Origin of the sequence: Micromonospora thermarum (genome assembly GCF_012034245.1) — a bacterium.
Classification (GTDB): domain Bacteria; phylum Actinomycetota; class Actinomycetes; order Mycobacteriales; family Micromonosporaceae; genus Micromonospora; species Micromonospora thermarum.
Map to the genome: position 1 here is coordinate 15,537 of NZ_JAATEO010000024.1, position 26,938 is coordinate 42,474.

Annotated in this window: 23 protein-coding genes; 9 read left to right on the forward strand and 14 right to left on the reverse strand. The window is 74.5% G+C overall.

Features of this window, described 5'->3' with window-relative positions; translation table 11 throughout:
- Positions 1 to 27 precede the first annotated feature (27 nt).
- Positions 28 to 4,515, forward strand: coding sequence for a HAMP domain-containing hybrid sensor histidine kinase/response regulator (locus tag HCJ94_RS20915; RefSeq protein WP_168002729.1), 4,488 nt, complete (start codon positions 28 to 30; stop codon positions 4,513 to 4,515).
- Between the two features lie 37 nt (positions 4,516 to 4,552).
- Here the strand turns inward: HCJ94_RS20915 and HCJ94_RS20920 are convergent, their stop codons facing one another.
- The 5 genes from HCJ94_RS20920 to HCJ94_RS20940 all read right to left on the reverse strand — a co-directional run bounded on the left by HCJ94_RS20920 (position 4,553) and on the right by HCJ94_RS20940 (position 10,184).
- Complete coding sequence (locus HCJ94_RS20920; RefSeq protein ID WP_168002730.1) at positions 4,553 to 5,110, reverse strand: GNAT family N-acetyltransferase; 558 nt, start codon at positions 5,108 to 5,110, stop codon at positions 4,553 to 4,555.
- Positions 5,103 to 7,169, reverse strand: a complete 2,067-nt coding sequence (locus tag HCJ94_RS20925; RefSeq protein ID WP_168002792.1) for a penicillin acylase family protein — start codon at positions 7,167 to 7,169, stop codon at positions 5,103 to 5,105. Before HCJ94_RS20925 ends, HCJ94_RS20920 begins: the two co-directional genes overlap by 8 nt.
- 71 nt (positions 7,170 to 7,240) lie before the next feature.
- Positions 7,241 to 8,050: an ABC transporter ATP-binding protein gene (locus HCJ94_RS20930; protein WP_168002731.1), complete on the reverse strand. Its 810-nt coding sequence runs from the start codon at positions 8,048 to 8,050 to the stop codon at positions 7,241 to 7,243.
- Between the two features lie 53 nt (positions 8,051 to 8,103).
- Positions 8,104 to 9,132 carry a FecCD family ABC transporter permease gene (locus HCJ94_RS20935; protein WP_168002732.1) on the reverse strand — a complete coding sequence of 343 codons (1,029 nt, stop codon included), beginning with the start codon at positions 9,130 to 9,132 and terminating at the stop codon, positions 8,104 to 8,106.
- Complete coding sequence (locus tag HCJ94_RS20940; RefSeq protein WP_168002793.1) at positions 9,129 to 10,184, reverse strand: FecCD family ABC transporter permease; 1,056 nt, start codon at positions 10,182 to 10,184, stop codon at positions 9,129 to 9,131. The genes HCJ94_RS20935 and HCJ94_RS20940 overlap by 4 nt, the downstream gene beginning before the upstream one ends.
- Positions 10,185 to 10,296: 112 nt before the next feature.
- On the opposite strand from HCJ94_RS20940, the gene HCJ94_RS20945 reads away from it, so the two are divergent.
- Positions 10,297 to 11,334: an ABC transporter substrate-binding protein gene (locus tag HCJ94_RS20945; protein ID WP_168002733.1), complete on the forward strand. Its 1,038-nt coding sequence runs from the start codon at positions 10,297 to 10,299 to the stop codon at positions 11,332 to 11,334.
- A gap of 52 nt (positions 11,335 to 11,386) precedes the next feature.
- On the opposite strand, the gene HCJ94_RS20950 is transcribed toward HCJ94_RS20945, so the two are convergent.
- Positions 11,387 to 11,872, reverse strand: a complete 486-nt coding sequence (locus HCJ94_RS20950) for a GNAT family N-acetyltransferase (protein WP_168002734.1) — start codon at positions 11,870 to 11,872, stop codon at positions 11,387 to 11,389.
- A 214-nt stretch (positions 11,873 to 12,086) separates the two neighbouring features.
- Entirely contained in the window at positions 12,087 to 13,733 is a 1,647-nt protein-coding gene (locus tag HCJ94_RS20955) for an NAD(P)/FAD-dependent oxidoreductase (protein ID WP_240944386.1), read from the reverse strand.
- A gap of 170 nt (positions 13,734 to 13,903) precedes the next feature.
- Here HCJ94_RS20955 and HCJ94_RS20960 point away from each other — a divergent pair, with 170 nt between their 5' ends.
- Entirely contained in the window at positions 13,904 to 15,148 is a 1,245-nt protein-coding gene (locus tag HCJ94_RS20960; RefSeq protein ID WP_309227363.1) for a hypothetical protein, read from the forward strand.
- On the opposite strand, the gene HCJ94_RS20965 is transcribed toward HCJ94_RS20960, so the two are convergent.
- Positions 15,141 to 16,154, reverse strand: a complete 1,014-nt coding sequence (locus tag HCJ94_RS20965; protein ID WP_168002736.1) for a LacI family DNA-binding transcriptional regulator — start codon at positions 16,152 to 16,154, stop codon at positions 15,141 to 15,143. The two genes, HCJ94_RS20960 and HCJ94_RS20965, sit on opposite strands and share 8 nt — an antisense overlap.
- A 96-nt stretch (positions 16,155 to 16,250) precedes the next feature.
- Here HCJ94_RS20965 and HCJ94_RS20970 point away from each other — a divergent pair, with 96 nt between their 5' ends.
- The 5 genes from HCJ94_RS20970 to HCJ94_RS20990 all read left to right on the forward strand — a co-directional run bounded on the left by HCJ94_RS20970 (position 16,251) and on the right by HCJ94_RS20990 (position 21,020).
- Positions 16,251 to 16,691, forward strand: coding sequence for a hypothetical protein (locus tag HCJ94_RS20970; RefSeq protein WP_168002737.1), 441 nt, complete (start codon positions 16,251 to 16,253; stop codon positions 16,689 to 16,691).
- A 120-nt stretch (positions 16,692 to 16,811) separates the two neighbouring features.
- Positions 16,812 to 17,624 carry a response regulator transcription factor gene (locus HCJ94_RS20975; protein WP_168002738.1) on the forward strand — a complete coding sequence of 271 codons (813 nt, stop codon included), beginning with the start codon at positions 16,812 to 16,814 and terminating at the stop codon, positions 17,622 to 17,624.
- A gap of 42 nt (positions 17,625 to 17,666) precedes the next feature.
- The gene (locus HCJ94_RS20980; protein WP_168002739.1) at positions 17,667 to 18,059 is read left to right on the forward strand and encodes a hypothetical protein; all 393 of its coding nucleotides are present in this window, start codon (positions 17,667 to 17,669) and stop codon (positions 18,057 to 18,059) included.
- Positions 18,059 to 20,308: a DUF4132 domain-containing protein gene (locus HCJ94_RS20985; RefSeq protein ID WP_168002740.1), complete on the forward strand. Its 2,250-nt coding sequence runs from the start codon at positions 18,059 to 18,061 to the stop codon at positions 20,306 to 20,308. The genes HCJ94_RS20980 and HCJ94_RS20985 overlap by 1 nt, the downstream gene beginning before the upstream one ends.
- Before the next feature lie 127 nt (positions 20,309 to 20,435).
- A complete protein-coding gene (locus tag HCJ94_RS20990) occupies positions 20,436 to 21,020 on the forward strand; it encodes a GNAT family N-acetyltransferase (protein ID WP_168002741.1) in 585 nt (194 codons plus the stop codon).
- On the opposite strand, the gene HCJ94_RS20995 is transcribed toward HCJ94_RS20990, so the two are convergent.
- Together HCJ94_RS20995 and HCJ94_RS21000 are read right to left on the reverse strand one after the other, a co-directional pair.
- Positions 20,991 to 21,620, reverse strand: a complete 630-nt coding sequence (locus HCJ94_RS20995; protein WP_205801630.1) for a TOPRIM nucleotidyl transferase/hydrolase domain-containing protein — start codon at positions 21,618 to 21,620, stop codon at positions 20,991 to 20,993. The genes HCJ94_RS20990 and HCJ94_RS20995 overlap by 30 nt on opposite strands.
- A gap of 79 nt (positions 21,621 to 21,699) precedes the next feature.
- The gene (locus HCJ94_RS21000) at positions 21,700 to 23,211 is read right to left on the reverse strand and encodes a chitinase (RefSeq protein ID WP_168002795.1); all 1,512 of its coding nucleotides are present in this window, start codon (positions 23,209 to 23,211) and stop codon (positions 21,700 to 21,702) included.
- A gap of 144 nt (positions 23,212 to 23,355) precedes the next feature.
- Here HCJ94_RS21000 and HCJ94_RS21005 point away from each other — a divergent pair, with 144 nt between their 5' ends.
- On the forward strand, positions 23,356 to 23,769 hold the full coding sequence (locus HCJ94_RS21005) for a type II toxin-antitoxin system Phd/YefM family antitoxin (RefSeq protein WP_168002742.1): 414 nt from the start codon (positions 23,356 to 23,358) through the stop codon (positions 23,767 to 23,769).
- A gap of 56 nt (positions 23,770 to 23,825) precedes the next feature.
- Here the strand turns inward: HCJ94_RS21005 and HCJ94_RS21010 are convergent, their stop codons facing one another.
- Genes HCJ94_RS21010 through HCJ94_RS21025 form a run of 4 tightly spaced genes read right to left on the reverse strand, consistent with a single transcriptional unit; the run spans position 23,826 to position 26,936 of the window.
- Positions 23,826 to 24,890 (reverse strand): ABC transporter ATP-binding protein, encoded by a 1,065-nt coding sequence (locus HCJ94_RS21010; protein ID WP_168002743.1) that lies wholly within the window; start codon positions 24,888 to 24,890, stop codon positions 23,826 to 23,828.
- Entirely contained in the window at positions 24,887 to 25,732 is an 846-nt protein-coding gene (locus HCJ94_RS21015) for an ABC transporter permease (RefSeq protein WP_373684376.1), read from the reverse strand. The genes HCJ94_RS21010 and HCJ94_RS21015 overlap by 4 nt, the downstream gene beginning before the upstream one ends.
- On the reverse strand, positions 25,729 to 26,514 hold the full coding sequence (modA, locus tag HCJ94_RS21020) for a molybdate ABC transporter substrate-binding protein (RefSeq protein ID WP_373684378.1): 786 nt from the start codon (positions 26,512 to 26,514) through the stop codon (positions 25,729 to 25,731). Before modA ends, HCJ94_RS21015 begins: the two co-directional genes overlap by 4 nt.
- Positions 26,511 to 26,936 (reverse strand): TOBE domain-containing protein, encoded by a 426-nt coding sequence (locus HCJ94_RS21025; RefSeq protein WP_168002744.1) that lies wholly within the window; start codon positions 26,934 to 26,936, stop codon positions 26,511 to 26,513. Before HCJ94_RS21025 ends, modA begins: the two co-directional genes overlap by 4 nt.
- Between the last annotated feature and the right edge of the window lie 2 nt (positions 26,937 to 26,938).

Genomic DNA, 26,938 nt, shown 5'->3' on the forward strand with positions numbered 1-26,938 from the left:
ATCGGCGGCTGCGCGAGGTGGTACGGGATGGTCGAGAAGACGGCGCCGCGGCGTGTCCCCGCTCCGGCTGGTCCGGCGGGGGTGGCCGACCCGGGGCTGCGTCAGCTCCTGGCCGGCCTGACCGCGGTCCGGGACGGCGACTTCGGCACTCGCCTGCCCGAGGACGCCGACGGCCTGCTCGGCGAGATCGCCACGGTCTTCAACGGGATGGTCGACCAGCTGTCGCTGTTCACCTCGGAGGTCACCCGGGTGGCCCGCGAGGTCGGCACGGAGGGCCAGCTCGGCGGCCAGGCCGAGGTGCCCGGTGTGTCCGGCACCTGGAAGGACCTCACCGACTCGGTGAACGCGATGGCGGGCAACCTGACCGACCAGGTCCGGGACATCGCGCAGGTGGCGACCGCGGTGGCGCGGGGTGACCTGTCGCAGAAGATCACCGTCGACGTGCGCGGTGAGATCCTGGAGCTGAAGGTCACCATCAACACGATGGTGGACCAGCTGTCGTCGTTCGCCGACGAGGTGACGCGGGTGGCCCGGGAGGTCGGCAGCGAGGGCCGGCTCGGCGGCCAGGCCGAGGTGCCCGGGGTGGCCGGCACCTGGCGGGACCTGACCGACTCGGTGAACTTCATGGCCGGCAACCTGACCAGCCAGGTCCGCAACATCGCGCAGGTGACCACGGCGGTGGCGCGGGGCGACCTGTCGCAGAAGATCACCGTCGACGCGCGCGGCGAGATCCTGGAGCTCAAGAGCACCATCAACACGATGGTGGACCAGCTGTCGTCGTTCGCCGACGAGGTGACCCGGGTGGCCCGGGAGGTCGGCACCGACGGGCGGCTCGGCGGTCAGGCCCAGGTCAGCGGCGTGGCCGGCACCTGGCGCGACCTGACCGACTCGGTCAACTCGATGGCCGGCAATCTCACCGACCAGGTGCGCAGCATCGCGCAGGTGGCGACCGCGGTGGCCCGGGGCGACCTGAGCCAGAAGATCACCGTCACCGCGCACGGCGAGATCCTGGAGCTGAAGAACACCATCAACACGATGGTGGACCAGCTGTCGTCGTTCGCCGACGAGGTGACGCGGGTGGCCCGGGAGGTGGGTACCGAGGGCCGCCTCGGCGGTCAGGCCGACGTCAAGGGTGTCTCCGGCACCTGGAAGGACCTCACCGAGTCGGTCAACGTCATGGCCGACAACCTGACCGCCCAGGTCCGCAGCATCGCCGAGGTGACCACCGCCGTCGCGAAGGGCGACCTCACGCAGAAGATCCGGGTCGACGCGCGGGGCGAGATCCTGGCGCTGAAGGAGACCATCAACACGATGGTCGACCAGCTCTCGGCGTTCGCCGACGAGGTGACCCGGGTGGCGCGTGAGGTGGGCACCGAGGGCCGGCTGGGCGGCCAGGCCCGGGTGTCCAACGTCGGCGGCACCTGGAAGGACCTGACCGACAACGTCAACGAGATGGCGAACAACCTGACCAACCAGGTGCGCTCGATCGCCCTGGTCGCCACGGCCGTCGCCCAGGGCGACCTGAGCCGGAAGATCACCGTCGAGGCGAAGGGCGAGGTGGCCGTCCTCGCCCAGACGATCAACACGATGGTCGACACGCTCGGCGCGTTCGCCGACGAGGTGACCCGGGTGGCGCGTGAGGTGGGCACCGAGGGCCGGCTCGGCGGCCAGGCGCGGGTGCCGAACGTGGCCGGCACCTGGAAGGACCTCACCGATAACGTCAACTCGATGGCGAACAACCTCACCGGCCAGGTGCGCAACATCGCCCAGGTCACCACGGCGGTGGCGCAGGGCGACCTGACCAAGAAGATCGACGTCGACGCCCGCGGCGAGATCCTGGAGCTGAAGACGACCATCAACACGATGGTGGACCAGCTGTCGTCGTTCGCCGCGGAGGTGACCCGGGTGGCCCGGGAGGTCGGCAGCGAGGGCCGGCTCGGCGGCCAGGCCGAGGTCGAGGGCGTCTCGGGCACCTGGAAGCGGTTGACCGAGAACGTCAACGAGCTGGCCGGCAACCTCACCCGGCAGGTGCGGGCCATCGCCGAGGTGACCAGCGCCGTCGCCACCGGCGACCTGACCCGCTCGATCACCGTGGACGCGCCGGGCGAGGTCGGCGAACTCAAGGACAACATCAACTCGATGGTGGAGTCGCTGCGCGAGACCACCCGTACCAACGAGGAACAGGACTGGCTCAAGACCAACCTGGCCCGCATCGCCGGTCTCATGCAGGGTCACCGGGACCTGGGCGTGGTCGCCGGCCTGGTGCTGAACGAGCTGGCCCCGCTGGTCTCCGCGCAGCTCGGCACCTTCCTGCTGGTCGAGGAGGGCGGGGTCGCGCTGCGCGTGGTCGGCGGGTACGGCCACGACGCCGCCGGCCGCCGGTACGCCCTGGGCGAGTCCCTGGTCGGGCAGGTCGCCGTGAGCAAGCGGGCGATCGAGGTGGACGCGGTGCCGGTCGACTACGTGACCGTCTCGTCCAGCCTCGGCGCCGCCGCGCCGCGGTACCTGGTGGTGCTGCCGATCCTCTTCGAGGACCAGGTCCTCGGCGTGATCGAGCTGGCCAGCATGAGCCGCTTCACCGACATCCAGCGGGCCCTGCTGGATCAGCTCACCGAGACCATCGGCGTCAACGTCAACACCATCATGGCCAACGCCCGGACCGACGTGCTGCTCACCGAGTCGCAGCGGCTCGCCGCCGAACTCCGGACCCGGTCGGAGGAGTTGCAGGCCCGCTCCGAGGAGCTGCAGCGCTCCAACGCCGAGCTGGAGGAGAAGGCGGCCCTGCTGGCCCGGCAGAACCACGACATCGAGACGAAGAACTCCGAGATCGAGCAGGCCCGCCAGGAGCTGGAGACCCGGGCGCAGCAGCTGGCGCTCGCCTCGAAGTACAAGTCGGAGTTCCTCGCCAACATGAGCCACGAGCTGCGGACGCCGCTGAACTCGTTGCTCATCCTCGCCCAGCTGCTCGCGCAGAACCCGAACCGCAACCTCACCGCCAAGCAGGTCGAGTACGCCACCGTCATCCACTCCGCCGGCACCGACCTGCTTCAGCTCATCAACGACATCCTGGACCTGTCGAAGGTCGAGGCCGGCAAGATGGACATCAACCCGGAGACCTTCGAGCTGGCGACGCTGCGCGACTACGTCGACCTGACCTTCCGGCCGCTGACCACGCCCCGGGGGCTCGAGCTGGAGATCAGCACCGGACCGGACGTGCCGACCGTGCTGCACACCGACGAGCAGCGCCTGCGTCAGGTGCTGCGCAACCTGGTCTCCAACGCGGTGAAGTTCACCGAGCGGGGCCGGGTGCAGCTGCGGATCGAGCGCGCCAACCCGGGTGAGCTGCCGGACTCCTTCGACCCGACGGAGCCGGTGATCGCGTTCCGGGTCGTCGACACCGGCATCGGCATCGCCGAGCAGCACCTCACCGCCATCTTCGACGCGTTCCAGCAGGCCGACGGGACCACCAGCCGGCGCTACGGCGGCACCGGCCTCGGCCTGTCCATCAGCCGGGAGATCGCCCACCTGCTCGGCGGGCGGATCACCGCGCACAGCGTGCTCGGTCAGGGCAGCACCTTCACGCTCTACCTGCCGTTGGCCGCCACGCCCACCGGGACCGAGGCGACGCCCACCCCGGTCTGGACGCCCCCGGCGGCGCTGCCGGCGGTCGCCCTTCCGCCGGGGGAGACCCGCCGGCTGCTGGTGGTGGAGCGGCACGCCAAGGGTCTGCTCACGCTGCTGGTCCAGGGTGTGGTGGCCGATCTCGGGGAGGCGCACCCGCCGGTCGAGGTGTCCACGGCCGTCGACGTCGCGTCCGCCGTCGAGGCGCTCGCCGACGGCCGGCACACCTGCCTGGTGCTGGATCTCCACCTGACCGAGGACAGCGGGACGGCCGTGCTCAAGGCCCTGCACGCCGACCCGGAGCTGCGTGGGCTGCCCGTCCTGGCGTACCACGCGTACCCACTGCCCCCCGGCTCCGCCGCGCTGCTCCAGGCGCTCGCCCAGGAGCGGCCGCTGGAACTGCTGAGCGGCCTGGACGACCTGCGCGAGCGCGTCGCCCTGCACCTGACCGCCGTCGCGCCGGAGCGGGTGCTGCCGGTCGCACCCGGCCCGCGCCCCGCCGACGACGTCAGCACGAACCTCGCCGGGCGGAAGGTGCTGGTGGTGGACGACGACGCCCGTAACGTCTTCGCGCTCACCAACATCCTGGAGCTGCACGGGCTCGACGTCGTGTACGCCGAGAACGGCCGGCAGGGCATCGAGACGCTGATGCGTCATGACGACATCGACCTCGTCCTGATGGACGTGATGATGCCCGAGATGGACGGGTACGCCGCCACCGCGGCGATCCGCGCGATGCCGCGCTACGCCGACCTGCCCATCATCGCGGTCACCGCGAAGGCCATGCACGGCGACCGGGAGAAGAGCATCTCCTCGGGTGCCAGCGACTACGTCACCAAGCCGGTGGACGCCGCCGACCTGCTCCAGTGCATCCACCGTTGGCTGGCCGGCTGACGGGGGACGGATCGCGGTGTCGGCCGGCGCCGGACGGTCAGCCGCCGGTCGCGGCGCGGTCGAGGAACATCAGCCGGGCCCGCTTGTCCGGCAGGTCGACCAGCGGGCCGTCGACGAAGCCGCTGCGGCGCAGGCGGGCCACCGCCCGGTCGTTGCGCGCGTCCGGCTCGGCGACGATCCGGCGGTGCGCCGGCTCGGCGAACACGAACGCGACCAGCACTCCGACCAGGTGGCCGGTGAAGCCGGGCTCGGGGCGGGCCGGCGGGCCGATCAGCAGGTGCACGCCGTGGTCGCCGGGCTGGACGTCGTACACCTCGCCGACCGGGTCGGCTTCCGGCTCGTACGTCTGGAACAGCGCCGCCGGCTCCCCGTCCCGGTGTGCCAGCCAGGCGTGGTGGGTGGGGAGCGAGTCCACGTACCGGTAGATCTCCGCCACCCGGTCCCGGCCGGCGTCGCGCATCCCCCAGAAGCGGGCCCGCTCCTGGCTGACCCAGCCGTGGATGAGGTCCGCGTCGCGGTCCGGTTCCACCGGCCGCAGCTCGACCCGACCGAACCCCGCGATGTCCTGTCCGTACACGGCGCGCTCGTCAGTCATTCCGCTCCTCGGTGAGGTCGTCCCAGTCCGTGACGACGGGCAGCAACTCCCCGTGCTGCCACGACGCGAGCTGGTCGGCGTGGTGCGCCGCGCCGGGCACCCCGTCGGCGCCGAGCGGCACGACCCACCGGCTGTCGTCGCGCCGTGCCAGGTCCCACGCGTACCGCGCCGCCGGCCCGCGCAGGCACAGGTCGGTGACGCCGGGGACGCTGGAGGTGGCGAGGACGCAGTCGTGGTCCCCGTCCAGCTCCGGCCCGCTCTCCGTGCCCGCGTCCGGCAGGGCGCGCCACGGGGCGAGGCGATGCCGCGCTCCCCAGCGGGCGCCCGCGCCGCCGACGGCCGGGTCCCGGTCACCGCCGGAGACCTCCACGAGCGCCTCCCGGATGAGCGCCGCCGCGTCCAGGCCGGGCAGCGTACCCGGAGCCAGGAGCGTGCCGAGCGCCGTCCCCACCCGCGGCGCCAGCGCCAGCCAGGGCGCGAACAGCTCCGGGTACGCCGGCGGCTCGGCGAGCGCCGCGAGGGCCGGGTGTGCGGCGATCCGCCGCACCAGGGCGGCCCGGACGGCGGCGTACGCGCCCGCGTCCCCGCTGTCGGCGGCCATCCGGCGGTCCCAGCCCAGCAGCCGGTCCCGGAGCGCGGCCGCCTCCGGCGGCAGACCGTCCAGGCCGGACAGGAGCGCGAGCAGCGGCTCGGCGGCGGCCGCGTACGTGTCGGTGTGCACCTCGCCCATCCGCCCGGCGGCCCAGCCGGCGGACGCGTCGAGCAGGTGCCGGATGCGCCGTGCGCGGTGCGGGGGCGCGAACTCCACCCCGAGTGGCGCGGAGACGCCGCGCTCGTTGGCCATCACCGCGACGTCGCGCACCTCGGCGCGGGGCATCGCCTGCCAGCCCTGCCAGGCGTGTCCGGGCTCCCAGCCGGGGACGACGCGCAGGCGGTTGTCCGGGTGCCGGTCCGGCACCATCCCGGCGGCGCGGTGCAGCAGGCCGCCGGCGGTGTCCGCGGCGAGGACGACGTTGACCGGCTCCACCCACCGGTCCACGGCGGCGTCCACGTCGGCGACGGTCCGGGCGCGCAGCAGCGCCGGCAGCGTGGCGAAGCCCAGCTCACCGGTGACGCGGGGCGGATAGCGGAGGCTGATCGCCTCGGGCGCGTCCGGCCCCCCGACCACCACCGGTCCCCGGTCGGTCTCGACGACCTCCACGTCGACCGGGTCGCCCCCGGCCACCATGATCGTCTCGGTGTGGGCCCGTGCCGGGCGCCACCCGTCCGGCCCGTACGCCTCGACGCCGCCGTCGTGGCGGCGCAGCCGCTCGGCGTAGAGGTCCTGGTAGTCGGCCATCGCGTTGGTGATCGCCCAGGCGACGTCGCCGGCGTGTCCGAAGTGGGCGGCGCCCGGCACCCCGGGCACCGCCAGGCCGACCACGTCGTACTCCGGGCAGGCCAGCCGGACCTGCTGGTAGATGCCGGGGTCCTCGATGTACCGGTGCGGGTCGCCGGCCAGCAGCGCGGCGCCGGTGGCGGTGCGGTCCCCGGCCAGCAGCCAGCCGTTGCTGCCGGAGCTGGTGGGCCCGTCGGCGTGGAACAGCGTCACGGCGTCCGGCCCGAGCCGCCGGGCGACGTGCTCGCGCCACAGCTTGGTGGGGAAGCCGGCGAACAGCACGTGGTGGGTGAGCCAGATCGCCAGCGGCGTCCACGGCTCCCACCGGCCGGGGGCGAGGCCGACGGCGGCGAAGCGGGGGTCGCGCGCCGCGCCGGCGGCCAGGCCGGCGTTGATCCCGTCGACGTACCGGGCCACCCAGGCGGCGGTGGCCTCGTCGAGCCGGGCGTGGCAGCGCCGGGCGGTGTCGTCGAGGCGGGCCTGCCGGGCGAACCGGTCCCACGGCACGGCGTCGGCGCCGAGGAACGCGGCGCTGGCGCCGAGCGACCGGTGCCGCTCGACCTCGATCTGCCACGCCCGGTCGTACGCGGTGACCCGGCCCTGCGCGTGGGCCAGTTCGCCGGGGTCGCCGGCCCGCAGGTGCGGCACCCCCCAGCGGTCCCGGAACACCCGGGCACCCACGCCGGCACTCCGCTGGGTGCCGACGCGCGAAGCCGCGCCGCCCGGTGGCGTGGTCCGCTCGGCCCGTCCGCTCACGCCGGGACCTCGCTCGCGGCCCGGCGGCGGGCCGCCGGCACGACCAGCGGGGTGCCGGTCTCCGGGTCGTCGATGACACGGCAGGGCAGCCCGAACACCTCCTCGACGAGGGCGGCCGTCACCACGTCGCGGGGCGGGCCGGCCGCGACCACCCGCCCGTCGCGCATCGCGACCAGGTGGGTGGCGTACCGGGCGGCGTGGTTCAGGTCGTGGAGCACCGCGACCAGCGTACGGCCCTGCTCCTCGTGCAGCCGTGCGCAGAGGTTCAGGATCTCGATCTGGTGGGCGATGTCCAGATAGGTCGTCGGCTCGTCCAGCAGGAGCAGGGGAGTCTGCTGCGCGAGGGCCATCGCCAGCCACACCCGCTGCCGCTGCCCGCCGGAGAGTTCGTCGACCGCGCGGTCGGCGAGGTCCGCGACGCCGGTGGCGGCCATCGACTGGGCGACCACCCGCTCGTCCTCGCGGGACCACTGCCGCAGCAGCCCCTGGTGCGGGTAGCGACCCCGGGCGACCAGCTCGGCGACGCCGATGCCGTCCGGCGCGACCGACGACTGCGGCAGCAGGCCGAGGGTCCGCGCGACGGCCCGCGCCGGCCGCCGCTGGATGTCCTCCCCGTCCAGCAGCACCGCCCCGACGGCCGGCTTGAGCATCCGCGACAGGGCCCGCAGCAGCGTGGACTTGCCGCACGCGTTCGGGCCGATGACCACGGTGAAGGAGTGGTCCGGGATGTCGACGGTCAGGTCGCGGGCGATGGTCCGCCGCTCGTACGCGAGGGTCATCGCGGTGCCGCGCAACCGGGACTGCATGCTCGGTGCTCCGTTCTCGTTCGTGGCCGTCCCCGCCGGCCCGGTCCGGGCCGTCACAGCCGGCCGGCCCGGCGCTCGCTGGCGAGGAGCCAGATCAGGTATCCGCCGCCGAGCACCCCGGTCACCACGCCCACCGGCAGTTGGTGGCCGGGGAAGCCGCGCTGCGCCACCTGGTCGGCGGCGACCAGCAGCAGCGCACCGAGGGCGGCCGAGGGCAGCAGGTTCGGCCCCGGCGCGCGGGTGAGCCGCCGGGCCAGGTGCGGCGCGGTGAGCGCGACGAAGTTGACCGGTCCGGCGGCGGCCGCCGCGAGGGACACCAGCAGCACCGCGGTGGCCAGCAGGGCCAGCCGCAGCCGCTGCACCGGGACGCCGAGCGCGCTGGCGGCATCGTCGCCCATCTCCACGAGCCGCAGCGCCGGCCCGGCGGCGGCCAGCACCGCCGTCCCCAGCACGGCCAGGGCGACCAGCAGCGGTACGGCGTGCGCCCAGCCGCGCCCGTCCAGGCTGCCGGTGAGCCAGAGCACGGCCCGGGCGGCGTCCATCAGCGGGGCGCGGGTGAGCAGCCACCCGTTGACGCCGGTGAGGATCGCGGCGACGCCGATGCCGACGAGGACCAGCCGGTACCCGTGCACGCCGCGTCGCCAGGCGAGCGCGTACACCAGCGCGCCGGTGGCGAGGCCGCTGGCCACGGCGGCGCCGGCCAGCATGGCGCTGGTGCCACCGAGGACGATCACGACGAGTGCGCCGGTGGCCGCGCCCTGGGTGAAGCCCAGGAGGTCGGGGCTGCCGAGCGGGTTGCGGACCAGCGACTGGAAGACCGCGCCGGCCAGCGCCAGCGCGGCGCCGACGGCGACGGCGGTGACCAGGCGGGGCAGCCGTAGCTCGTGGACGATGAAGTGCTCGGCCGGGGTGCCGCCGCCGGCCAGGGTGCGCAGCACGTCGGTGGCGCTCATCGGGTAGTCGCCGCTGCCCAGCGCGAGCACGCCCACCGCCAGGGTGAGCAGGGCACAGGTGGCGCCGACGGCGAGGGCGCGGGGACGCAGGCGCAGCGACAGCCCGCCGGGGGTACGCAGGACGATCACGGGTGCGCCACCCGCCCCCGCAGCACGAGCCAGAGGAAGAGCGGCCCGCCGAGCACGGCGGTCACCATGCCGACCTGGAGCTCGCCCGGCCGGCTCAGCACCCGGCCGACCACGTCGGCCCCGAGCAGGAGCACCGGCGCGAGCACCGCGCAGTACGGCAGCAGCCAGCGCAGGTCCGGCCCGGTGAGCGCGCGGACCAGGTGCGGCACGAGCAGGCCGACGAAGACGATCGGCCCGCAGGCCGCGGTGGCGGCACCGCAGAGCAGCGTGACCGCCGCGATGACCGCGCCGCGGATCAGGGCGGGTCGCGCGCCGAGCGCCCGGGCGGTGTCGTCGCCGAGCGCGAGCGCGTTGAGCGGCCGGGCGACGGCGAGGGCGACCAGCAGCCCCGCCGCGATGAACGGGGCGACCGTGCCGACGGTGGCGGCCTCGGCGCTCGCGAGGGACCCGACGGTCCAGAACCGCAGCCGTTCCAGCGAGGCCGTGTCGAGCAGCATGACCGCGCTCACGTACGAGTAGAGCGTCGCGTTGAGCGCCGCGCCGGCGAGGGCCAGCCGGGCGGGCGTGGCGCCGCGCCCGCCACCGACCACGTAGACGGCGGCCGTGACGGCGGCGGCGCCGAGCAGCGCGAACCAGACCTGCCCCCCGACGGTGGCGACGCCGACCAGCGCGGTGCCGGTGGCCACCGCCGCCGAGGCGCCGGCGTTGATGCCGAGCAGGCCGGGATCCGCGAGCGGGTTGCGGGTGAGCGCCTGCATGACCGCGCCGGCCACGCCGAGCGCGATGCCGGCGAGCAGGCCGAGCAGCGTACGCGGCAGCCGCATGCGGTGCACCACGGCGTACTCGGCGGCGGCCGGGTCGAACAGGCCCCGCCAGACGTCGGCGAGGGGGAGCGCCTTCGCGCCGACGGTGATGCTGAGCACCGCGACGGTGGCGAGCACGAGCGTGGCGGCGACGAGCCCGCCGGCCCGCGCGGCGGCACGACCGCGGCGCGACGGCGTGTCGGGGCCACCCGCGACGAGATCGGACAGTGGGGGGTGCGTGACGGACAGGGTGAACTCCGATGTGGTGCGGGACGCGGGGCTGGGCTTGACAGCGTCTTAGGTTAGGTTAACCTAACCCCGCTGTCCATGGTCATCGCGACCCCCGACCGAAAGACCTGCCATGTCGCATCCCGTGTCCGCCCGCCGACTCTCCCGTCGTGGCCTGCTCGCCGCCGCCGGTGGCGCCACCCTGGCCGCCCTCCTCGCCGGCTGCGGCCGTGACGACACCGACACCCCGTCCGCCGCCGCCACCTCGGGTGGGCCGTGGTCGTTCACCGACGACCGCCCGGAGAAGCTCACCGCCGCCACCCGCCCGACCCGGGTGGTCGCCTTCACCGGCGTGGCCGCCGCCCTGGTCGACTTCGGCCTCGACAAGCAGATCGTCGGCGTGTTCGGCGAGACCAAGCGTGCCGACGGCAGCAAGGACCCGCAGGCCGGCGACCTGAACGTCGAGGGCGTCGAGATCCTCGGCAACGTGTGGGGCGAGTTCAACCTGGAGAAGTACGCCGGCCTGCGCCCCGAACTGCTGGTCACCCACATGTACGACCCCGGTGCGCTCTGGTACGTCCCTGACGAGAGCAAGGACAAGATCGTCCCGCTCGCGCCGGTCGCCGCGATCACCACCGCGCGGGTGCCGATGACCAAGCCCATCGAGCGGTACGCGCAGCTCGCCGAGTCCCTCGGCGCCGACCTGTCGGCCTCGAAGGTCACCGACGCCAAGGCTCGCTTCGAGGCGGCCTCCGAGTCGGTCCGCCAGGCCGTGAAGGCCAACCCCGGCATCAAGGTGATGGCCTGCTCCGGCAGCCCCGACCTGTTCTACGTGTCAAACCCGAAGGTCAGCACCGACCTCATGTACTTCGCCGAGCTGGGCGTCGACATCGTGGTGCCCACCAAGCTGGAGGCCGGCGACTACTTCGAGGCGCTCAGCTGGGAGAACGCCGGGAAGTTCCCGGCCGACCTGATCCTGCTCGACAACCGCAGCACGGCGCTCCAGCCCAAGGACCTCGCCGCCAAGCCCACCTGGACCCAGCTTCCCGCCGTCAAGGCCAACCAGGTCACCGCGTGGGACGCCGTGCCGCGCTTCTCGTACGCGGGCGCCGCGCCGCTGCTGGAGAACCTCGCCACCGCCATCAAGGGCGCGAAGAAGGTCACCGCCTGAACCCGGAGCGTCCCGGCCGGCGGGGTCGCCGGCCGGGACGCCGCCTTTCGGGTCACAGTTCCTGGTACATGACGTGCAGGCCGACCCGGCCCAGCTCGGGGTGCCGGAACGCGCCCGGCACCGTGCCCACCACCGCGAAACCCTCCCGCCGGTAGAGGTCGACGGCCCGGGTGTTGCTCTCCACCACCGCGTTGAACTGCATCCCCGCGTACCCTCGGTCGCGGGCCCAGGCCAGGGCGTGCCGGCACAGCGCGGTCCCCACACCCCGACCCCGCGCCTCCCGGGCGACCATGAAGCTCGCCGTCGCGATGTGGTCGCCCGGACCGGGGCGGTTCGTGCCCATCTTCGCGGTGCCGAGCACCACGCCGCCGTCCACTGCGACGACCGTCCGGCCCGGCGGGGCCTCCACCCACATCGGGTACGCGGCCTCGGCGGTCAGGCCCGGATCGTACGGGAAGGTGTCGGCGGCCCGGACCACCTCCGCCACGATCGGCCACACCTGAGCCCAGTCGCCCTCGTCGAACTCGCGGATCCGCATCCGCTGCAAGCTAGGCGGCGGCGCGCCACCCCGCAACGCGATTCGCCGGCGGACGGCGGGCAAGATCGCGCTCGATCCGTGAAGTAGTGGCCTCAGGGCGTGTGGGCGTGTGCGATGCCACTACTTCCGTGTTCGAGCACGACCTTGCAGCCACGTGCCCCCGCGCCGGTCAGGAGCGGTCACGGTCGGACGCTACCCAGCCGCGGGGGGCGGCTCAGCCGGGGCGTACCCCGGTCGGCCGGTGGGTGGGCGTGCCGCTCGCGGCCCCGTTGCCGTCCGCCAGGCGGCTGAGTCCGGGGCGTACCCCGGTCGGCCGGTGGGCCGGGGCGCCGCCGTCGTGGTCGGCCGCCAGCCCGACGGTGGCCGCGGGGCGCAGCGGTGGCGCGGGCATCATCGGCGCGTCCCGGCCGGTGCCGCGACGGCCGTCGCCGTCCGGCGTCGCCGTCTCCTCGTGGTAGTCCTGCTCGACGTTGACCGCCCAGACGTCGTGACGCGTCCCCCGCGCGATGTTCTCGGCGGTCAGCATCGCCGTCAGCATCGAGTGGTCCTGGTTGTTGTAGCGGTGCATGCCGTTGCGCCCCACCGGGTGCACGTTCGGCACCTCGCGGGCCAGCCACTCCCGGATCACGTCGACGTTGCGCTGGTAGCGCTCGTCGTAGACCGGGTACGCCTTCGGCATCCGCACCACGTAGCCGGCCTCGACCACACCGGGGCGCACCAGCCCCAGCTTCTCCAACTCCGCCGTCGCCGAGGCGATCAGGTCCGCGTCGGGCGTCCGCCAGGTCTCGTCGTCCACCGACACGAAGTACTCCAGGCCGAGGCAGGTGCGGCCGTCCTTCACCAGGTGCGGCGACCAGGAGCCGAAGTTCTGGATCCGGCCGACCTGCACGCCCGGGTCGTGCACGTAGATCCAGTTGTCCGGGAACGAGAACTCGGCCGGGACCACCAGCGCCACGGTGAGGAAGTCCCGGTACCGCAGGTCCTCCGCGGCGGCCCGGACCTCCGGCGGCGGCGCCGGCCGCAACGCGGCCACCAGCTCGGAGATGGGCATCGAGGAGACGACGTGGTCGGCCGGCTCGGTCCGCCGCCCGCCGGCGCCCTCGACGCTGACCGCGACCGCCCGGCGGTGCTCCGGGTCCCGGTGTACGGCGGTGACCCACGTGCCGGTGTCCACCCGGCCGCCGCGCCGCCGGACCTCCTCCGCGCAGCGCTCCCACATCATCCCGGGCCCCAGCTTCGGGTACTGGAACTCCTCGATCAGGCTGGTCACGTCCTTGCGGTTGCGCTTCGGCAGCACCGCGTTGCGGACGGCCTTGGCCAGGGACAGGTTCTTGATCCGCTGCGCCGCCCAGTCGGCCTGCAACCGGTCGGCCGGCATCCCCCAGACCTTCTCCGTGTACGTCTTGAAGAAGATCGAGTACAGCCGCCAGCCGAACCGCGCCGACACCCACCCCTCGAAGTGCGACTGGTCCCGTGGCGGCCGCAGCCGGGCCCGCGCGTACGAGCCCATGCACCGCGCGGCCTCCCACAGCCCCAGGTTCCGCAGGGCGTTGGCGGCGCTCAGCGGATAGTCGTAGAGCGCACCCCGGTAGTAGATCCGGCTCATCCGCGGCCGGAGCAGGAAGTCCTCGTCGGGGAGGATCTCGTGCCAGAAGTCCTCGACCCGGGACACCTTCGTGAAGAAGCGGTGCCCGCCGATGTCGAAGCGCCACCCGTCCCGCTCCACGGTCCGGCTGATCCCGCCGACCACCTCGTCGGCCTCGAACACCCGCACCGGGGCGCCCCACCGGAGCAGTTCGTACGCTGCGGTCAACCCCGCCGGACCCGCACCGATCACCACGGTGCCGTGCTCGTCGCCCATACGTCCCGCCTCCGTACCCCGTCGACACCCCGTCGACCGGACGGCCGGCCGCTTACCCGGCACGGCGGCGATGTCACCTGCCGACCCGCAGGTGTCGACGGCCCTTATCGGGGTACGCGGCACCGTTCGTGAGGGGGACGCTCGGGGGACGAATGGCCGGCGGGGGACGGGTGCGACGACTGCTCGCGCGGGTGCCCGCCCCCTGGCCGTACGTGCTCGCGGTCTTCGTCGGCACGAAGGTCGTCCTCAGCCTGGTCGGCGTCCTCGCGCTCGCCGCCTTCGACGAGATCCCGTGGTCGCCGCCACCGGACGAGGGGGTGATGCGCCAGCAGCAGCGGGAGGTCTCACCGCACCGGTGGCTCTCGCTCTGGTTCGCCTGGGACTCGTTCCTCTACGACCACCTGGTCCGCGTGCCGCTGGACGAGCCGTGGCGGGACTTCGGCTTCCCCCTGCTGTACCCGTTCCTCGCCCGGCCGATCGCCCCGCTGCTCGGCGGCGACACCGCGCTGGCGTTGCTGGTCGTGGCCAACGCGGCCCTCGTCGGCATGCTGTACTACGCCCACCGCCTCGGCGAGCGCCTGCTCGGCAACGGCAGTGGCGGCAACAGCGGCAACGACCGCGGCGGCGCCGGCGGCACCGGCGACGGAGGCGACGACCGTGGCAGCGGCGACGCGGCCGCCCGGCGGCTCGTCCGCTACCTGGTGCTGCTGCCGGCCGCGTTCCTGTTCCACGCGGCGCTGACCGAGTCGCTCTTCCTCTGCCTGGCCCTGGCCACCTTCTACTACGCGGAGGACCGGCGCTGGCTGCTGGTCGGGGTGATCGGCTTCTTCCTGGCGCTGAGCCGGTCGGCCGGGTTCTTCGTCGTCGTCCCGCTGGCCCTGGTGCTGCTGCGGCAGCACGGCTACCGGCTCGGCCCACGCGTCCTCTGGACGTACCTGCGCACCGGCTGGCCGCTACTGCTGGTGCCCGCCGGCTGGCTCACCTTCATGGCGTTCTGCCGGTGGCAGAGCGGCGACTGGTTCGCCTACAAGCACACCCAGGAGGAGGGCTGGGGCATCCGCGTGCAGAACCCGCTCGGCGTGCTCTGGCACGGCCTGACCGGGTCGGCACCGCGCGACGCCCTACGGGTCTGGATCGCCGTCGTGGTCCTGGCCGTCCTGGTCGCCGGCGCCCGCCGGCTCGGGCTGCCCTACCTGGTGTACGGCGTGATGATGGTCCTCGTGCCGGTGTCCATGGGACCACCGGTCTACAAGAGCCTGCTGCGCTACCTGCTCGCGGTCTTCCCGGTGGCCCTGGTGCTCGCCCGCTGGGCCCGGCGGGTCACCGTCGACGTCTGGTTGACCGCCGCCCTCGCCCTGCTCCAGGGTGCGCTGTTCGTCGTGTGGCTCGCGTACTGGACGCACTTCATCATCTGACCGGGCCGGCGCTGTCGCGGCGGACCAGTTCGGCCGGGAGCACCTCGACCCGGGGGGCCGGGCCGCCCGCGTCCAGCGCCAGCGACATCGCCCGGACCCCCATCTCCACCAGCGGCAGCCGGACCGTCGTCAGGGCCGGGGTGACGTCGCGGGCGATGGGCATGTCGTCGAAGCCGGTCACCGTCACCTCCCGCGGCACCGCCACGGAGCGCGCGCGCAGGGCGGCGAGCGCCCCGATCGCCATGGTGTCGTTGAGGGCCACGATCGCGGTGATCCCCGGCTCCGCGTCGAGCAGGTCACCGGTCGCGGCGACCCCGCCGTCCCGGTCGAACTCCGCGTACCGGATGCGCCGCTCCGGCAGGTCGCGGCCGTGCTCGGCGAGCGCGGCGCGCAGCCCGGCGAGCCGGTCGGTCGTGGTGGTGAGCACCTCGGGGCCGGCGACCACGCCGATGGCGCGGTGCCCGAGCCGGCACAGTTCGGCGCCGAGCAGCCAGCCGCCGGTGCGGTTGTCCGGCATCACCGCGTCACCGGAGTGCTCGTGCCGCCCGATGACCGCCACCCGGCCGCCGGTCGCCTCGTACGCGGTCAGCTTCTCGTTGAGCAGGCGGGTGAACGCCGCGTCGTGGTACCCGGAGCCGGCCAGGATGATCGCCGCCACCTGCTGCCCCCGCAGCAGCTCGACGTACTCCAGCTCCCGGTCCGGGTCCCGGTAGCTGTTGCAGATCATCAGCAGCCGCCCCTGGGCGCCGGCGACCCGTTGCAGCCCCCGCGTGACCTCGGCGAAGTACGAGTCGGAGACGTCGTGCACGATCACGCCGACGGCGGTGCGCTGCGGGCGGGCGAGCAACTGGGCGTGCGCGTTCGGGACGTACTGCAACTCGGCGACGGCGCGCAGCACCCGCTCGCGCAGCTCGTCGGTGACCGGCTTGCTGCTGCCGTTGATGACCCGCGACGCGGTGGCGGGGGAGACGCCGGCCCGCCGCGCCACGTCCGACAGGGTCGCCATTCCCGCCCCTCTCGCTCCATCGACGGTCGTTTCACGGTACCGGATCAAGGAATGGGCCGGCCTGCACCGGATCGCCGGCCGGGCGACGATGGACCGATGAGCGAACGCCGGGTCGACCTCGACCGCCTCGGGGCGTGGCTGATCAAGGGCAACGCCGACCAGTCGGACCTGGCCGCCCGGTTCACCCGTGAGCCGCACGTGCGGAGCTGGTGCGTGCGGCCGGGGTACCGCGCACCGCTGATGGCCCCCGGGCAACCGGCCGTGTTCTGGGCCAGCGGTAGCCGGGGCCGGCTGCGGTACGGCGTGTGGGGCACCGGGCGGGTGGCCGGCGCGCCCGTACCCGGGGACGGCACCTGGACCGTACCGCTCGACCTGACCATCCTGCCCGAGTCGGACCGGCTCGCCCGCGAGGTGCTGCGCGCGGACGGGCGGCTCGCCACGGCGGAGGTCCTGCGCCAGCCGCAGGCGGCGAACCCGTCCTTCCTCACCGTGGCCGAGTACGCCGCGCTGTGCGAGCACCTGACCGCACGCCGGTGAGCCCGACCGGTGGCCTTCACGTGATCCACCTCCCGGCGTCGATCCGGTGGTGCCCCGGTTCCGTACCCCAGAACCCGGGCGCACCGGTCGGCGGACGGCCCCGGCAGCGACGGAGCGCGCATGGTGACGGTACGGGTCGGGCGGAACGCGGGACGGGCGCCGGTCCTTTCGGGCCGGCCGGCGGGGTGGCGGCGGTCCGTCCTGGTGGTGGCGGGCGACGCGGTGGAGGCCGCCACGACGCGGACGCACCTGGAACGGGCCGGCTACGAGGTCGGACTCGCGTCGGACGCGCGGCGCGGACTGGACCGGTGGCGCTCGGAGCGTCCGGACCTGGTCGTCGTCGGGCGGCGGCTGCCCCCGCTCGACGGGGCCGACTTCTGCCGCATCCTGCGGTCCCGGTCCGACGTGCCGATCCTCGTCCTCGTCGACCCGCCCGCACCGGACCGCCCGCCGGCGGGGCCGCCCGGCCGGCCACCGGACACCCTGGACACCGCCGACGACGCCGACGAGACGGTGCGGGCCCTGGACGCCGGCGCGGACGACGTGCTGGCCGTGCCGTACCCCGTTCCGGAGTTCGCCGCCCGGGTCCGGGCGCTGCTGCGGCGCGCGCCGGCGCCCGGCGCGGACGTCGTCCTTCGGGTCGGTGCCCTGGAGATCGACACCCGTGCGGTCGAGGTCCGCCTCGGCGGGGCCCGGGTCGACCTGACCGCGCGGGAGTTCGACATCCTGGTCGTGCTGGCCCGGGCGACCGGTCGCGTCCACAGTCGACGCCAGATCATCGACCTCGCGTACGGGGCCGACCGGCACGTCTCCGACCGGGCGGTGGACGCGCACATGGTCAACCTGCGGCGCAAGCTGGACGCGGTCACACCGGGCACGCCGTACCTGCGCACCGTGCACGGACGGGGTTACCTGCTGGCCGATCCGCCGTGACCGGCGCGGGATCTGTCGGTGGGCGTCCCTACAGTGCCCGGCATGGTGATGGTGAGGTTCGTCGACGAGACGACGTCCGGCGCCCGGGACGAGGCGTGGCATCTGGAGATCTTCGAGGAGCGGCTGTCGCTGCGGGAGCTGATCCGTCGCCGCGTGTTCCAGGAGGTGGCCGAGCACAACGCCCGCCAGCCCGAGGTGTTCCGGGGGCTGGTGCGGCCGGGTGGCACCGAGCGCACGCTGAACGGCTACCGGATGCCGGAGCGGCGCCGGGTCGACGCCGAGGAGCAGTTCGCCCGGGCGGTGGAGGCGTTCACCCGCAACGGGTTCGTGGTGCTCGTCGACGACCGGCAGGTGGAGGAGCTGGACGTCGAGGTCGACCTGCGCGCCGGCACCGAGGTGTGCTTCCTCAAGCTCGTCCCGCTGGTGGGTGGCTGATGGCCGTCCTGCCGTCTGTCCTGCGCCGACTCACCAGCACCGAGCAGGGCCTGCGCGAGCAGCTCGATGCGGCCTCCCGGTGTTGGACGTACTGGCCGCTCGACCAGCTCGCCTGGCTGTGCCGGGAGGTGCGGCGGGTCGACGGCGAGCTGCCCGGTCACGCCGTCGCGGTGGCCCGCCGCACGGTGCTGGCGACGTACCACACCAGCGGCCCGCTGCACGACGTGCTGGCCACGGTGGACGCGCCGCCGCTCAGCCCCGGCGAGGCGTGGGCCGACCGGGTGCTCGCCGACCTGCCCGGCCTCGGGGCGGGCTGGCCGGAGCTGGTGACCCACGCGCTGACCGCCACGTCGGCCCGCCCGTCGACCCGCTGGGAGCGGCAGGCCCGCGCCCTGCTCGACGAGGTGGGCCCCACCGCGTACCGGGAGACGGTGACCGGATGGCTGGGCCTGGTCGGGCGGCCCCGCACCTTCCCGCTCGACCGGGGTGAGTACGACCCGGACGTCGCGCACGCGTACGACCCGTACAACGCCACCGCCCTGCGGGGCCTGGTGTGGCTGCTCGCCCTGGCCGCCGACGGGCCGGCCGACGCCGCCACCGCGCGGACGCTCGGCGGCCTGGTGGAGACGTCGCTGCGCAAGGTCGCCGGCATCGGGCCGCGCAACCCGAAGGTCGCCAACGCCGCGGTGTGGGCGCTGTCCCGGCTGGACGGCGACGACGCCCTCGCCCAGCTCGCCCGTCTCGCCACCCGGGTCACCTACAAGGGCACGCTCAAGGAGCTGACCGCCGCGCTGGACCGGCGCGCCGAGGCCCTCGGCCTGTCCCGGGCCGAGGTGGAGGAGCTGGCGGTGCCGACGTACGGGCTGACCGAGGTGGGCCGCCGGGTGGAGCGGCTCGGCGACGCCGAGGCGGAGCTGACCGTCGCCGCCGGATCGGTGTCGCTGACCTGGCGCACCGCCGCCGGTCGGGTGGTGAAGAGCCCGCCGGCGGCCGTGCGGCGCGACCGCCCCGAGGAGCTGCGCGAGCTGAAGGCGGCGGTGAAGGACGTCGAAAAGATGCTGGCCGCCCAGGCCGAGCGCCTCGACCGGCAGCTCCTCGGCCGGCGCAGCTGGCCGTACGCGCCGTGGCGCGCCCGCTACCTCGACCACCCGCTGGTCGGCACCCTGGGCCGGCGGCTGATCTGGCTGGTCGACGGCCAGCCGTGCGGGTTCGCCGACGGCGCGCTGCGGACCCTCGACGGCGAGCCGGTGACGGCGGCCGACGACGCGACCGTGACGCTGTGGCACCCGATCGGGCGGGACGTGGCCGAGGTCCTGGCCTGGCGCGCGTGGCTGGAACGGCACGGCGTCGTGCAGCCGTTCAAGCAGGCGCACCGCGAGGTCTACCTGCTGACCGCCGCCGAGGAGCGCACCGGGGTCTACTCGAACCGGTTCGCCGCCCACGTCCTGCGCCAGCACCAGTTCCACGCGCTCGCCGCCGTGCGGGGCTGGCGCAACCGGCTGCGGCTGATGGTCGACGACGAGTACCCGCCGGCGACCCGGGAGCTGCCCGAGTGGGGCCTACGCGCCGAGTTCTGGGTCGAGGGCGCCGGCGACGAGTACGGCGTGGACACCAGCGAGTCGGGGGCGTACCTGCGGGTCGTGACCGACCAGGTGCGCTTCTACCCGCTGCGCGCTCCGGAGAACCTGGCCCACGCCGGCGGTGGCGGGTACGAGCAGTGGGTGCGCGGTGGTGACGGGCCGGTCGCGCCGCTGCCGCTGGACCAGGTCCCGGCGCTGGTGCTCAGCGAGGTGATGCGCGACGTGGACCTGTTCGTCGGTGTGGCGAGCGTCGGCAACGACCCGACGTGGTCCGACGGCGGACCCACCGGCCGGTACCGCGAGTACTGGCACTCGTACGGGTTCGGTGAGCTGTCGGCCACCGCGGAGACCCGCCGCGACCTGCTCGCCCGGCTGGTGCCCCGGCTGGCGGTGGCCGACCGGTGCCAGGTGGACGGCCGCTTCCTGCGGGTGCGGGGCGACCTCCGCGAATACAAGATCCACCTCGGGTCGGGCAACATCCTGATGAGCCCCAACGACCAGTACCTGTGCATCGTCCCGAAGCAGACGGTGGAGGCCGGGCCGACCGGCGTCTTCCTCCCGTTCGAGGGCGACCGGATGCTCGGCGTCATCCTCAGCAAGGCGCTGCTGCTCGCCCGGGACACGCAGATCACCGACCCGACCATCACCTCGCAGATCCGCCGCCGCTGACGGCGGACGGCCGGGGTGGTGCCACCGGCACCATCCCGGGCGGGGCTATTCCGTGCGAACAGACAACGGGCTGCGGCGGCGGCCATGATCGGCAAGGATGGAAGCCCGCCACCCGGGGGAGGTCTCAGTGTTCACGCTGCCGTTGACCGAGGACGCGGTCCTGCGTCCGCTGGAGCCCTGGCGGGCCGAGGAGTTCCTCGCCCACCTGGACCGGGCCCGGGAGCACATCCGGCCCTGGGTCGGGCCGTCGTTCGTGGCGACCGACCTCGACTCGGCCCGCGCGGTGCTCCAGCGCCACGCCGACCGCTGGGCCCACGACGCCGGCGGCATCTGGGGAGTGTGGGACCGGGGCACGCTCGTCGGCGGGGTGCTGTTCGTGTCCTTCGACGCCACCCTCGGGCTGTGCGAGGCGGGGTGCTGGCTGGAGCCCGCGGCCGAGGGGCGGGGGCTGGTCAGCCGAGCGGTGACCCACCTGCTCGACTGGGCCGTCCACGAGCGCGGCATCCAGCGGGTGGAGTGGCGCTGCAACGCGCGCAACGGGCGCAGCATCGCCGTGGCCCGGCGGCTCGGGTTCTCCCTCGACGGCACGCTGCGCTCGGTCTACCCGGCGCCGGCGGGCGAGGGGCGGGTCGACATGGAGGTCTGGTCGGTGCTCGCCGACGAGTGGCGGGCGCGGGCGGCGTCAGAGGTGGTCGAGCACCGCGTGCAGTGACCGGGGTGCCCGGTCCGGGTGCAGCGCGTCGACCAGCAGCCGCGCGTACGCGGCCTTGCGGCCCGAACGGGTGCCGATGAAGCGACGCAGCTGCGCCTCGACCGGTCGTCCCCGCTGCGCGGGCTGCCGCTGGAACAGGTCCCACGAGTGCAGATCACCGGCCGCCGTGAGGACCGCCCGTACCCCGTCCACCCCGGCGGCCCGGATCAGTTCGTCCTCCAGGTCGGCGACGCAGACGTGGAAGCCGCACGCCGCCAGGTCGGCGCGGGTGAGGGCGGCGCCGAGACCGGCGCGGGCCAGGCCGCGCCGGACGAACCCCTCCTCCGGCGCGTCGTAGAGGCCGGCGAGCCGAAGGCCGAGACCCCGTGGCCCGAGCGCGTCGAGGAAGTGGCCGACGTTGGTCACGCCGCCCATCGGCAGCACGCGGACCCCCTCGGCCGGCAGGTCCCGCCCCACCTGGGCGGCGAGCGTCTCCAGGGCGACGCGGTCGCTGGCGCCCTCGACGAGCACGACCGCGCGGACGTCGTCACCGAGAGCCGGCACGAGGGCCCGTGTGGACGGCCCGGGGCCGGGCGGTGACGTCGATACCGGTCCGTGCACGGGCACCTCCTCGCCCGCCATCATCGTGCGCGGGACACGGCCCCGCCCAGTGAATTCCGGGCGGGGCCACACCGGTGCGTCAGGGCAGGGCCTTGAGGAACGGCCCGTGGTTGAGCCGGAACTCCCAGTTGTAGTACCGGTCCCAGTTGATCGACCAGGTCATCAGTCCCCGGAAGTTCGGGTTGGTGCCGCTGCGCGGGGCGTACGAGCCGCAGCTCTGGCCCCGCACCAGGCAGGTGACGGCGGCCTGCACGCCCGCCGGCGCCACGTACCCGTTGCCGGCGCTGACCGACGACGGCGCGCCGAAGGCGACCTGGTCCTCGCGCAGCGCGGGGAAGACGCGCTCCGCGTTGCCGGCGACCGGGAAGCCGGCGAGCAGCATGTCGGTCATCGCGATGTGGAAGTCCGCACCGCCCATGGTGTGGTACTGGTTGTCGAGCCCGACGATCGGTCCGGAGTTGTAGTCCTGCACGTGCAGCACCGTGAGGTCGTTGCGCAGGGCGTGGATCACCGGCAGGTACGAGCCGGCGCGCGGGTCCTGCCCGCCCCACGGGCCCGGCCCGTAGAACTGGTAGCCGAGCTGCACGAAGAACGTCTCCGGCGCCATGGTGAGCACGAAGTTCGCCCCGTACCGCTGCTTGAGCGCGCGGATCGCGGCGATCAGGTTGACGATCACCGGCGTGGTGGGGTTGCGGAAGTCGGTGTCGCCGGCGTTCAGGTAGAGCGAGTGCCCCTCGAAGTCGATGTCGAGGCCGTTCAGGCCGTACCGGTCGATGATCGCCGAGACCGACCGGACGAAGGTGTCCCGTGCGGCGGTCGTGGTGAGCTGGACCTGGCCGTTCTGCCCGCCGATGGACAGCAGCACCTTCTTGCCCTGCTGCTGCTTGGCGCGGATCGCCGCGATGAACTCGGCCTCCGTCTCGACGCCCGGGCACTCGGCCGCCGGGCAGAGCTGGAAGCGGATGTCGCCCGAGGTCACGCTGGTGGGCTCACCGAAGGCGAGGTTGATGATGTCCCAGTCGGCCGGCACGTCGGCCATCCGCAGGTACCCGGAGCCGTTGGCGAAGCTCGCGTGCAGGTAGCCGATCAGGGCGTGCTTCGGCAACCCGCCAGGGGGCGGGGTGGTCGGCGGCGGCGTCGTCGGCGGCGGTGTGGTGGGCGGTGCGGTGGTGGGCGGGGGCGTGGTCGTGGGTGGGCTGGTCGGGGTGCCGCCGCCGCACGGCGCGCCGTTGAGCGTGCAGTCGGTGGGGGAGCCGGACCCGGTGGCGAGGAAGCCGAACGAGACCGAGGCGCCCGGCGCGACGGTGCCGTTCCAGGACCGGTTCGTGAAGGTGTGCCGCCCGCCGGAGCTGGTCACCGTGGCGTCCCAGTACGAGCCGAGGGTGGTGCCGGCGGGCAGGGTGAAGGCCACCTGCCAGCCGGTCAGTGTGCTCGTGCCGCCGTTGGTGATCGTGTACTTCCCCTCCCATCCGGTGCCCCAGTCGGAGGTCTTGACGAACGTGGCGGTGGGACCGGCCGCCCGGGCGGGCGCGGCCAGGACCAGCGTGGTGCCGGCGACGGTGACGAGGGCCGCGACGGCGGCCAGCAACAGATTTCGGGCAGGGCGACGCATCCGGACCTCCCGGTACGTGGGGCCGTCGGATCGACGGATGCACAATTATTAGGATTGTTAACTGTAGTTGTCCAGGCTCCGACATGGACGGTTTCTGTCGTACCCCGGAGGCACCATGCATCCATGGCTGTCCCCGCCCTCACCCCTGACGCCGGCCGGCCGCGCTCCGTGCCGCTCCGCGAGGCGCGCACCCGGTTCACCCAGCTCGTCGCCCTGGCCGAGCTGACCGACACGGTCACCGTCCTCACCCGCGACGGCGATCCCCGGCCGGTCGCCGCGATCGTCCCGGCCGCCGCCGCCCGCACCGCCGCCCAGGCCCGCGCCGACGCCGACCGCCTCGCCGCCGTCACCGCCGGCTGGGCCCGCCGGCTCGACGAGGCCCACCGGCGTGGTGCCCAACGGCATGCCGCCGAGCTGCGCGCCGTGACCGCCGCGCTCGCCGAGGCGTGGGCCGAGCTCGACCGGCGGGTCCCGCCGGGCACCGACCCGGCGCTCGCCCGGCTGCGTGCCGCCCACACCGACCTGCTGGCCGGCTGAGCCGCCGCACCGGGGCCCTGGGCCGCCGCGGGCCTGTGCCGGCGCCACGCCGCGGCTCACACCGCCGGGTACGCGTGCGTCTCCGCCGCCTTCACCGCGGCCCAGACCCGCTGGCCGGGCACCAGGCGTAAGGCGGCGACGGCGGCGGGCGTGACGTCGGCGGCGACGGTGATCGGCCCGTCCAGTTGGACGCGCAGGTTGTCGCCGTGCCGCTGCACGCCCGCCACGGTCGCCGGCCAGGTGTTGCGCGGGCTGCCGTCGGGCCGGGCGGGGTGCAGGGCCACCGCCGATGGCCGGAACGCCACGAAGGCGTCCCCGTCGAGCCGGTCGGCGACGGTGAGGACGAGCCCGTCGGCGACCCGGACGCCATGCCCCTCGGCGCGGCCCCGGTGCAGGTTGAGGCCGACCAGGCGGGCCACGTAGTCGGTCCGGGGCCGCGCGGTCACGCTCGCCGCGTCGCCCTCCTGCACCACGCGGCCACCCTCCACGATGACCAGCCGGTCGGCGAGCACCAGCGCGTCCAGCGGATCGTGCGTGACCAGCACCGTGGCGCCCGGGTGGGCGGCGAGGTGCCGGTGCAGCTCGGCGCGGGTGTCCAGCCGGGTGCGCGCGTCCAGCGCGGCGAGTGGTTCGTCCAGCAGCAGCAGTGCGGGCGCGACCGCCAGGGCGCGGGCCAGGGCCACCCGCTGCGCCTGCCCGCCGGAGAGCTGCCGGGGCCGCCGGTGGGCGTGCTCGGCCAGCCCCACCCGGTCCAGCCAGGCGCGGGCCGTCTCTCGCGCGGAGCGCCGGTCGGCGCCGTGCCGGCGCGGCCCGAAGGCCACGTTGTCCAGCGCGGTCAGGTGCGGGAAGAGCAGGTAGTCCTGGAAGACCACGCCGACCGAGCGCCGTTCGGTGGCGGTGAACGCGCGCCGGTCGGGTCGGTCGAGGTCGGTGCCGTCGACGGTGACGTGGCCGGCGGTCAACGGCTGGAGGCCGGCGAGCGCCCGCAGGGCGGTGGTCTTGCCGGCGCCGTTCGGGCCGAGCAGCGCCACCACCTCGCCGGCCGCCACGCGCAGCGGCACGTCCAGGCGGAACCCGCCCCGGTCCACGACGAGGTGCGCGTCGAGCAGGTGTGCGGTCACGGCGCGGTGATCCAGCGGTCGCGCAGGCCGGCCAGGATCGCGACCGAGACGACGAGCAGGATCAGGCTGAGCACGACGGCCGACTGCACGTCCGTCTCCAGCGCCAGGTACACCGCGAGCGGCATCGTCTGCGTCCGGCCCGGGTAGTTGCCGGCGAACGTGATCGTGGCACCGAACTCGCCCAACGCCCGCGCCCAGCACAGCACCGCGCCGGCGGCCAGCCCCGGAGCCACCAGGGGCACGGTGACGTGGGTGAACGTCGTCCAGCGGCCCGCGCCCAGGGTCGCCGCCGCCTCCTCGTACCGGCGGTCGGCGCCGCGCAGCGCCCCCTCCACGGCGATGACGAGGAACGGCATGGCGACGAACGCCTCGGCGAGCACCACCCCCGTGGTGGTGAACGGCAGCGTGATCCCGAACGTCGAGTCGAGCCAGCCACCGAGCAGGCCGCGCCGCCCGAACACCAGCAGCAGCGCCACGCCGCCGACCACCGGCGGGAGCACCAGCGGCACGGTCACCAGGGCGCGGACCAGGCGCCGGCCGGGGAACTCCACCCGGGCGAGCAGCCACGCCAGCGGCACCCCGAGCACCAGGCAGAGCAGCGTCGCCAGGGTGGCGGTGAGCAGCGACAGCCGCAGCGCGGTGAGCACCCCCGGTTCGGCGAGCCGTTGCGGCAGGGTGCTCCACGGGGTCCGGGCCAGCAGGCCGGCGAGCGGCAGGACGAGGAACACCAGGCCGAGCAGGGCCGGCAGCAGCAGTGCCACCGGTACGCCGCCCGCCCGCCCGCGTACGCCGATGGCGGGCCGCCGCCGCGCGGTCGGCGTCCCGGTGCCCGCGACCGTCACGGCGCCCGGAACCCGGCCCCGGTGAGCACCGCCTGCCCGGGCGCGGACCGCACGTACGCGACGAAGGCCCGCGCGCCGGCCCGGTTCGGGGCGTCGGCCAGGACGGCGATCGGGTAGTCGTTCACGGCCCGCGCGGACTCGGGGAACTCGACGGCCGTCACGTCGGCGCCGGCGGCGCGCGCGTCGGTGCGATACACGAGTGCGGCGTCCACCTCGCCCAGCCGCACCTTCGCCAGTGCCGCCTTCACGTCCTGTTCGAGGGTGACCGGGGTCAGCGTGACCCGGGCCGCGTCGAGGGCGGTGCGGGCCGCCGCGCCGCACGGGACCTGCTCGGCGCAGAGCGCCACCTTCAGCCCCGGCCGGGCCAGGTCGGGCAGGCCGCGCACGCCCTCGGGGTTGCCGGGCGCGACCGCGACGACGAGCTGGTTGCGGACGAAGACGGCGGGCTCGCCGTCGGCGCCACCGGCCTCGGTGACGGTAGCCATGTTGCGCGGCGAGGCGGAGGCGAAGACGTCGGCGGGGGCGCCCTCGGTGATCTGCGTGGCGAGGGCGGAGCTGCCGGCGAAGTTGAACACCACGGTGGTGCCGGGGTTGGCGGCCTCGAAGTCCCGTCCGATCCGGGTGAACGACTCGGTGAGCGACGCGGCGGCGAAGACGGTCACCGTCCCGGTCACGCCGCCGGCGGATCCGCCCGCGTCCGTGGACCCGCCGTCTCCGCAGCCGGCCAGGGCGAGCGTGGCGACGACGGCCACCGCGGCGGCACGGACCACACGTGCTCTCACGACGCGTGCCTTCCCCGGGGACCGGCCGCTGGCGTGGCACGCTCCACCACCACCGTCGTGGACTTGATCACGGCGACCGCGAGGGACCCGACCCGCAGGTCCAGCTCGTCGACCGCCTCCCGGCTCATCAGCGAGACGATCCGGAACGGGCCGGCCTGGATGTCGACCTGCGCCATCACGGTGTCCTTGACGACGTTGACGACGATCCCGCGCAGCCGGTTGCGGGCCGACGACGCGTCCGCCCGCTCGTCCGGGTCGGCCGCCTGGGCCCGGGCGAACGCGGCGAGGTCGGCCCCGTCGACCGTGCGGTGGCCGTGCTCGTCGCGGACCGCCCGCAGGCGGCCGGCGTCCACCCAGCGGCGCACCGTGTCCGCGCTGACGCCGAGCAGCTCGGCCGCCTCCCCGATCCGGAACATCGCCACGG

What these genes read in the sequence shown, in the direction of transcription:
- HCJ94_RS20930 (WP_168002731.1), bottom strand. Translation starts at nt 8,050, where the DNA reads ATGCAGTCCCGGTTGCGCGGCACCGCGATGACCCTCGCGTACGAGCGG.
- HCJ94_RS20965 (WP_168002736.1), bottom strand. Translation starts at nt 16,154, where the DNA reads ATGGCGACCCTGTCGGACGTGGCGCGGCGGGCCGGCGTCTCCCCCGCC.
- HCJ94_RS20955 (WP_240944386.1), bottom strand. Translation starts at nt 13,733, where the DNA reads ATGGGCGACGAGCACGGCACCGTGGTGATCGGTGCGGGTCCGGCGGGG.
- HCJ94_RS20920 (WP_168002730.1), bottom strand. Translation starts at nt 5,110, where the DNA reads ATGACTGACGAGCGCGCCGTGTACGGACAGGACATCGCGGGGTTCGGT.
- HCJ94_RS20970 (WP_168002737.1), top strand. Translation starts at nt 16,251, where the DNA reads ATGAGCGAACGCCGGGTCGACCTCGACCGCCTCGGGGCGTGGCTGATC.
- HCJ94_RS20985 (WP_168002740.1), top strand. Translation starts at nt 18,059, where the DNA reads ATGGCCGTCCTGCCGTCTGTCCTGCGCCGACTCACCAGCACCGAGCAG.
- HCJ94_RS20950 (WP_168002734.1), bottom strand. Translation starts at nt 11,872, where the DNA reads ATGCGGATCCGCGAGTTCGACGAGGGCGACTGGGCTCAGGTGTGGCCG.
- HCJ94_RS21005 (WP_168002742.1), top strand. Translation starts at nt 23,356, where the DNA reads ATGGCTGTCCCCGCCCTCACCCCTGACGCCGGCCGGCCGCGCTCCGTG.
- HCJ94_RS20945 (WP_168002733.1), top strand. Translation starts at nt 10,297, where the DNA reads ATGTCGCATCCCGTGTCCGCCCGCCGACTCTCCCGTCGTGGCCTGCTC.
- HCJ94_RS20980 (WP_168002739.1), top strand. Translation starts at nt 17,667, where the DNA reads ATGGTGATGGTGAGGTTCGTCGACGAGACGACGTCCGGCGCCCGGGAC.
- HCJ94_RS20975 (WP_168002738.1), top strand. Translation starts at nt 16,812, where the DNA reads ATGGTGACGGTACGGGTCGGGCGGAACGCGGGACGGGCGCCGGTCCTT.
- HCJ94_RS20915 (WP_168002729.1), top strand. Translation starts at nt 28, where the DNA reads ATGGTCGAGAAGACGGCGCCGCGGCGTGTCCCCGCTCCGGCTGGTCCG.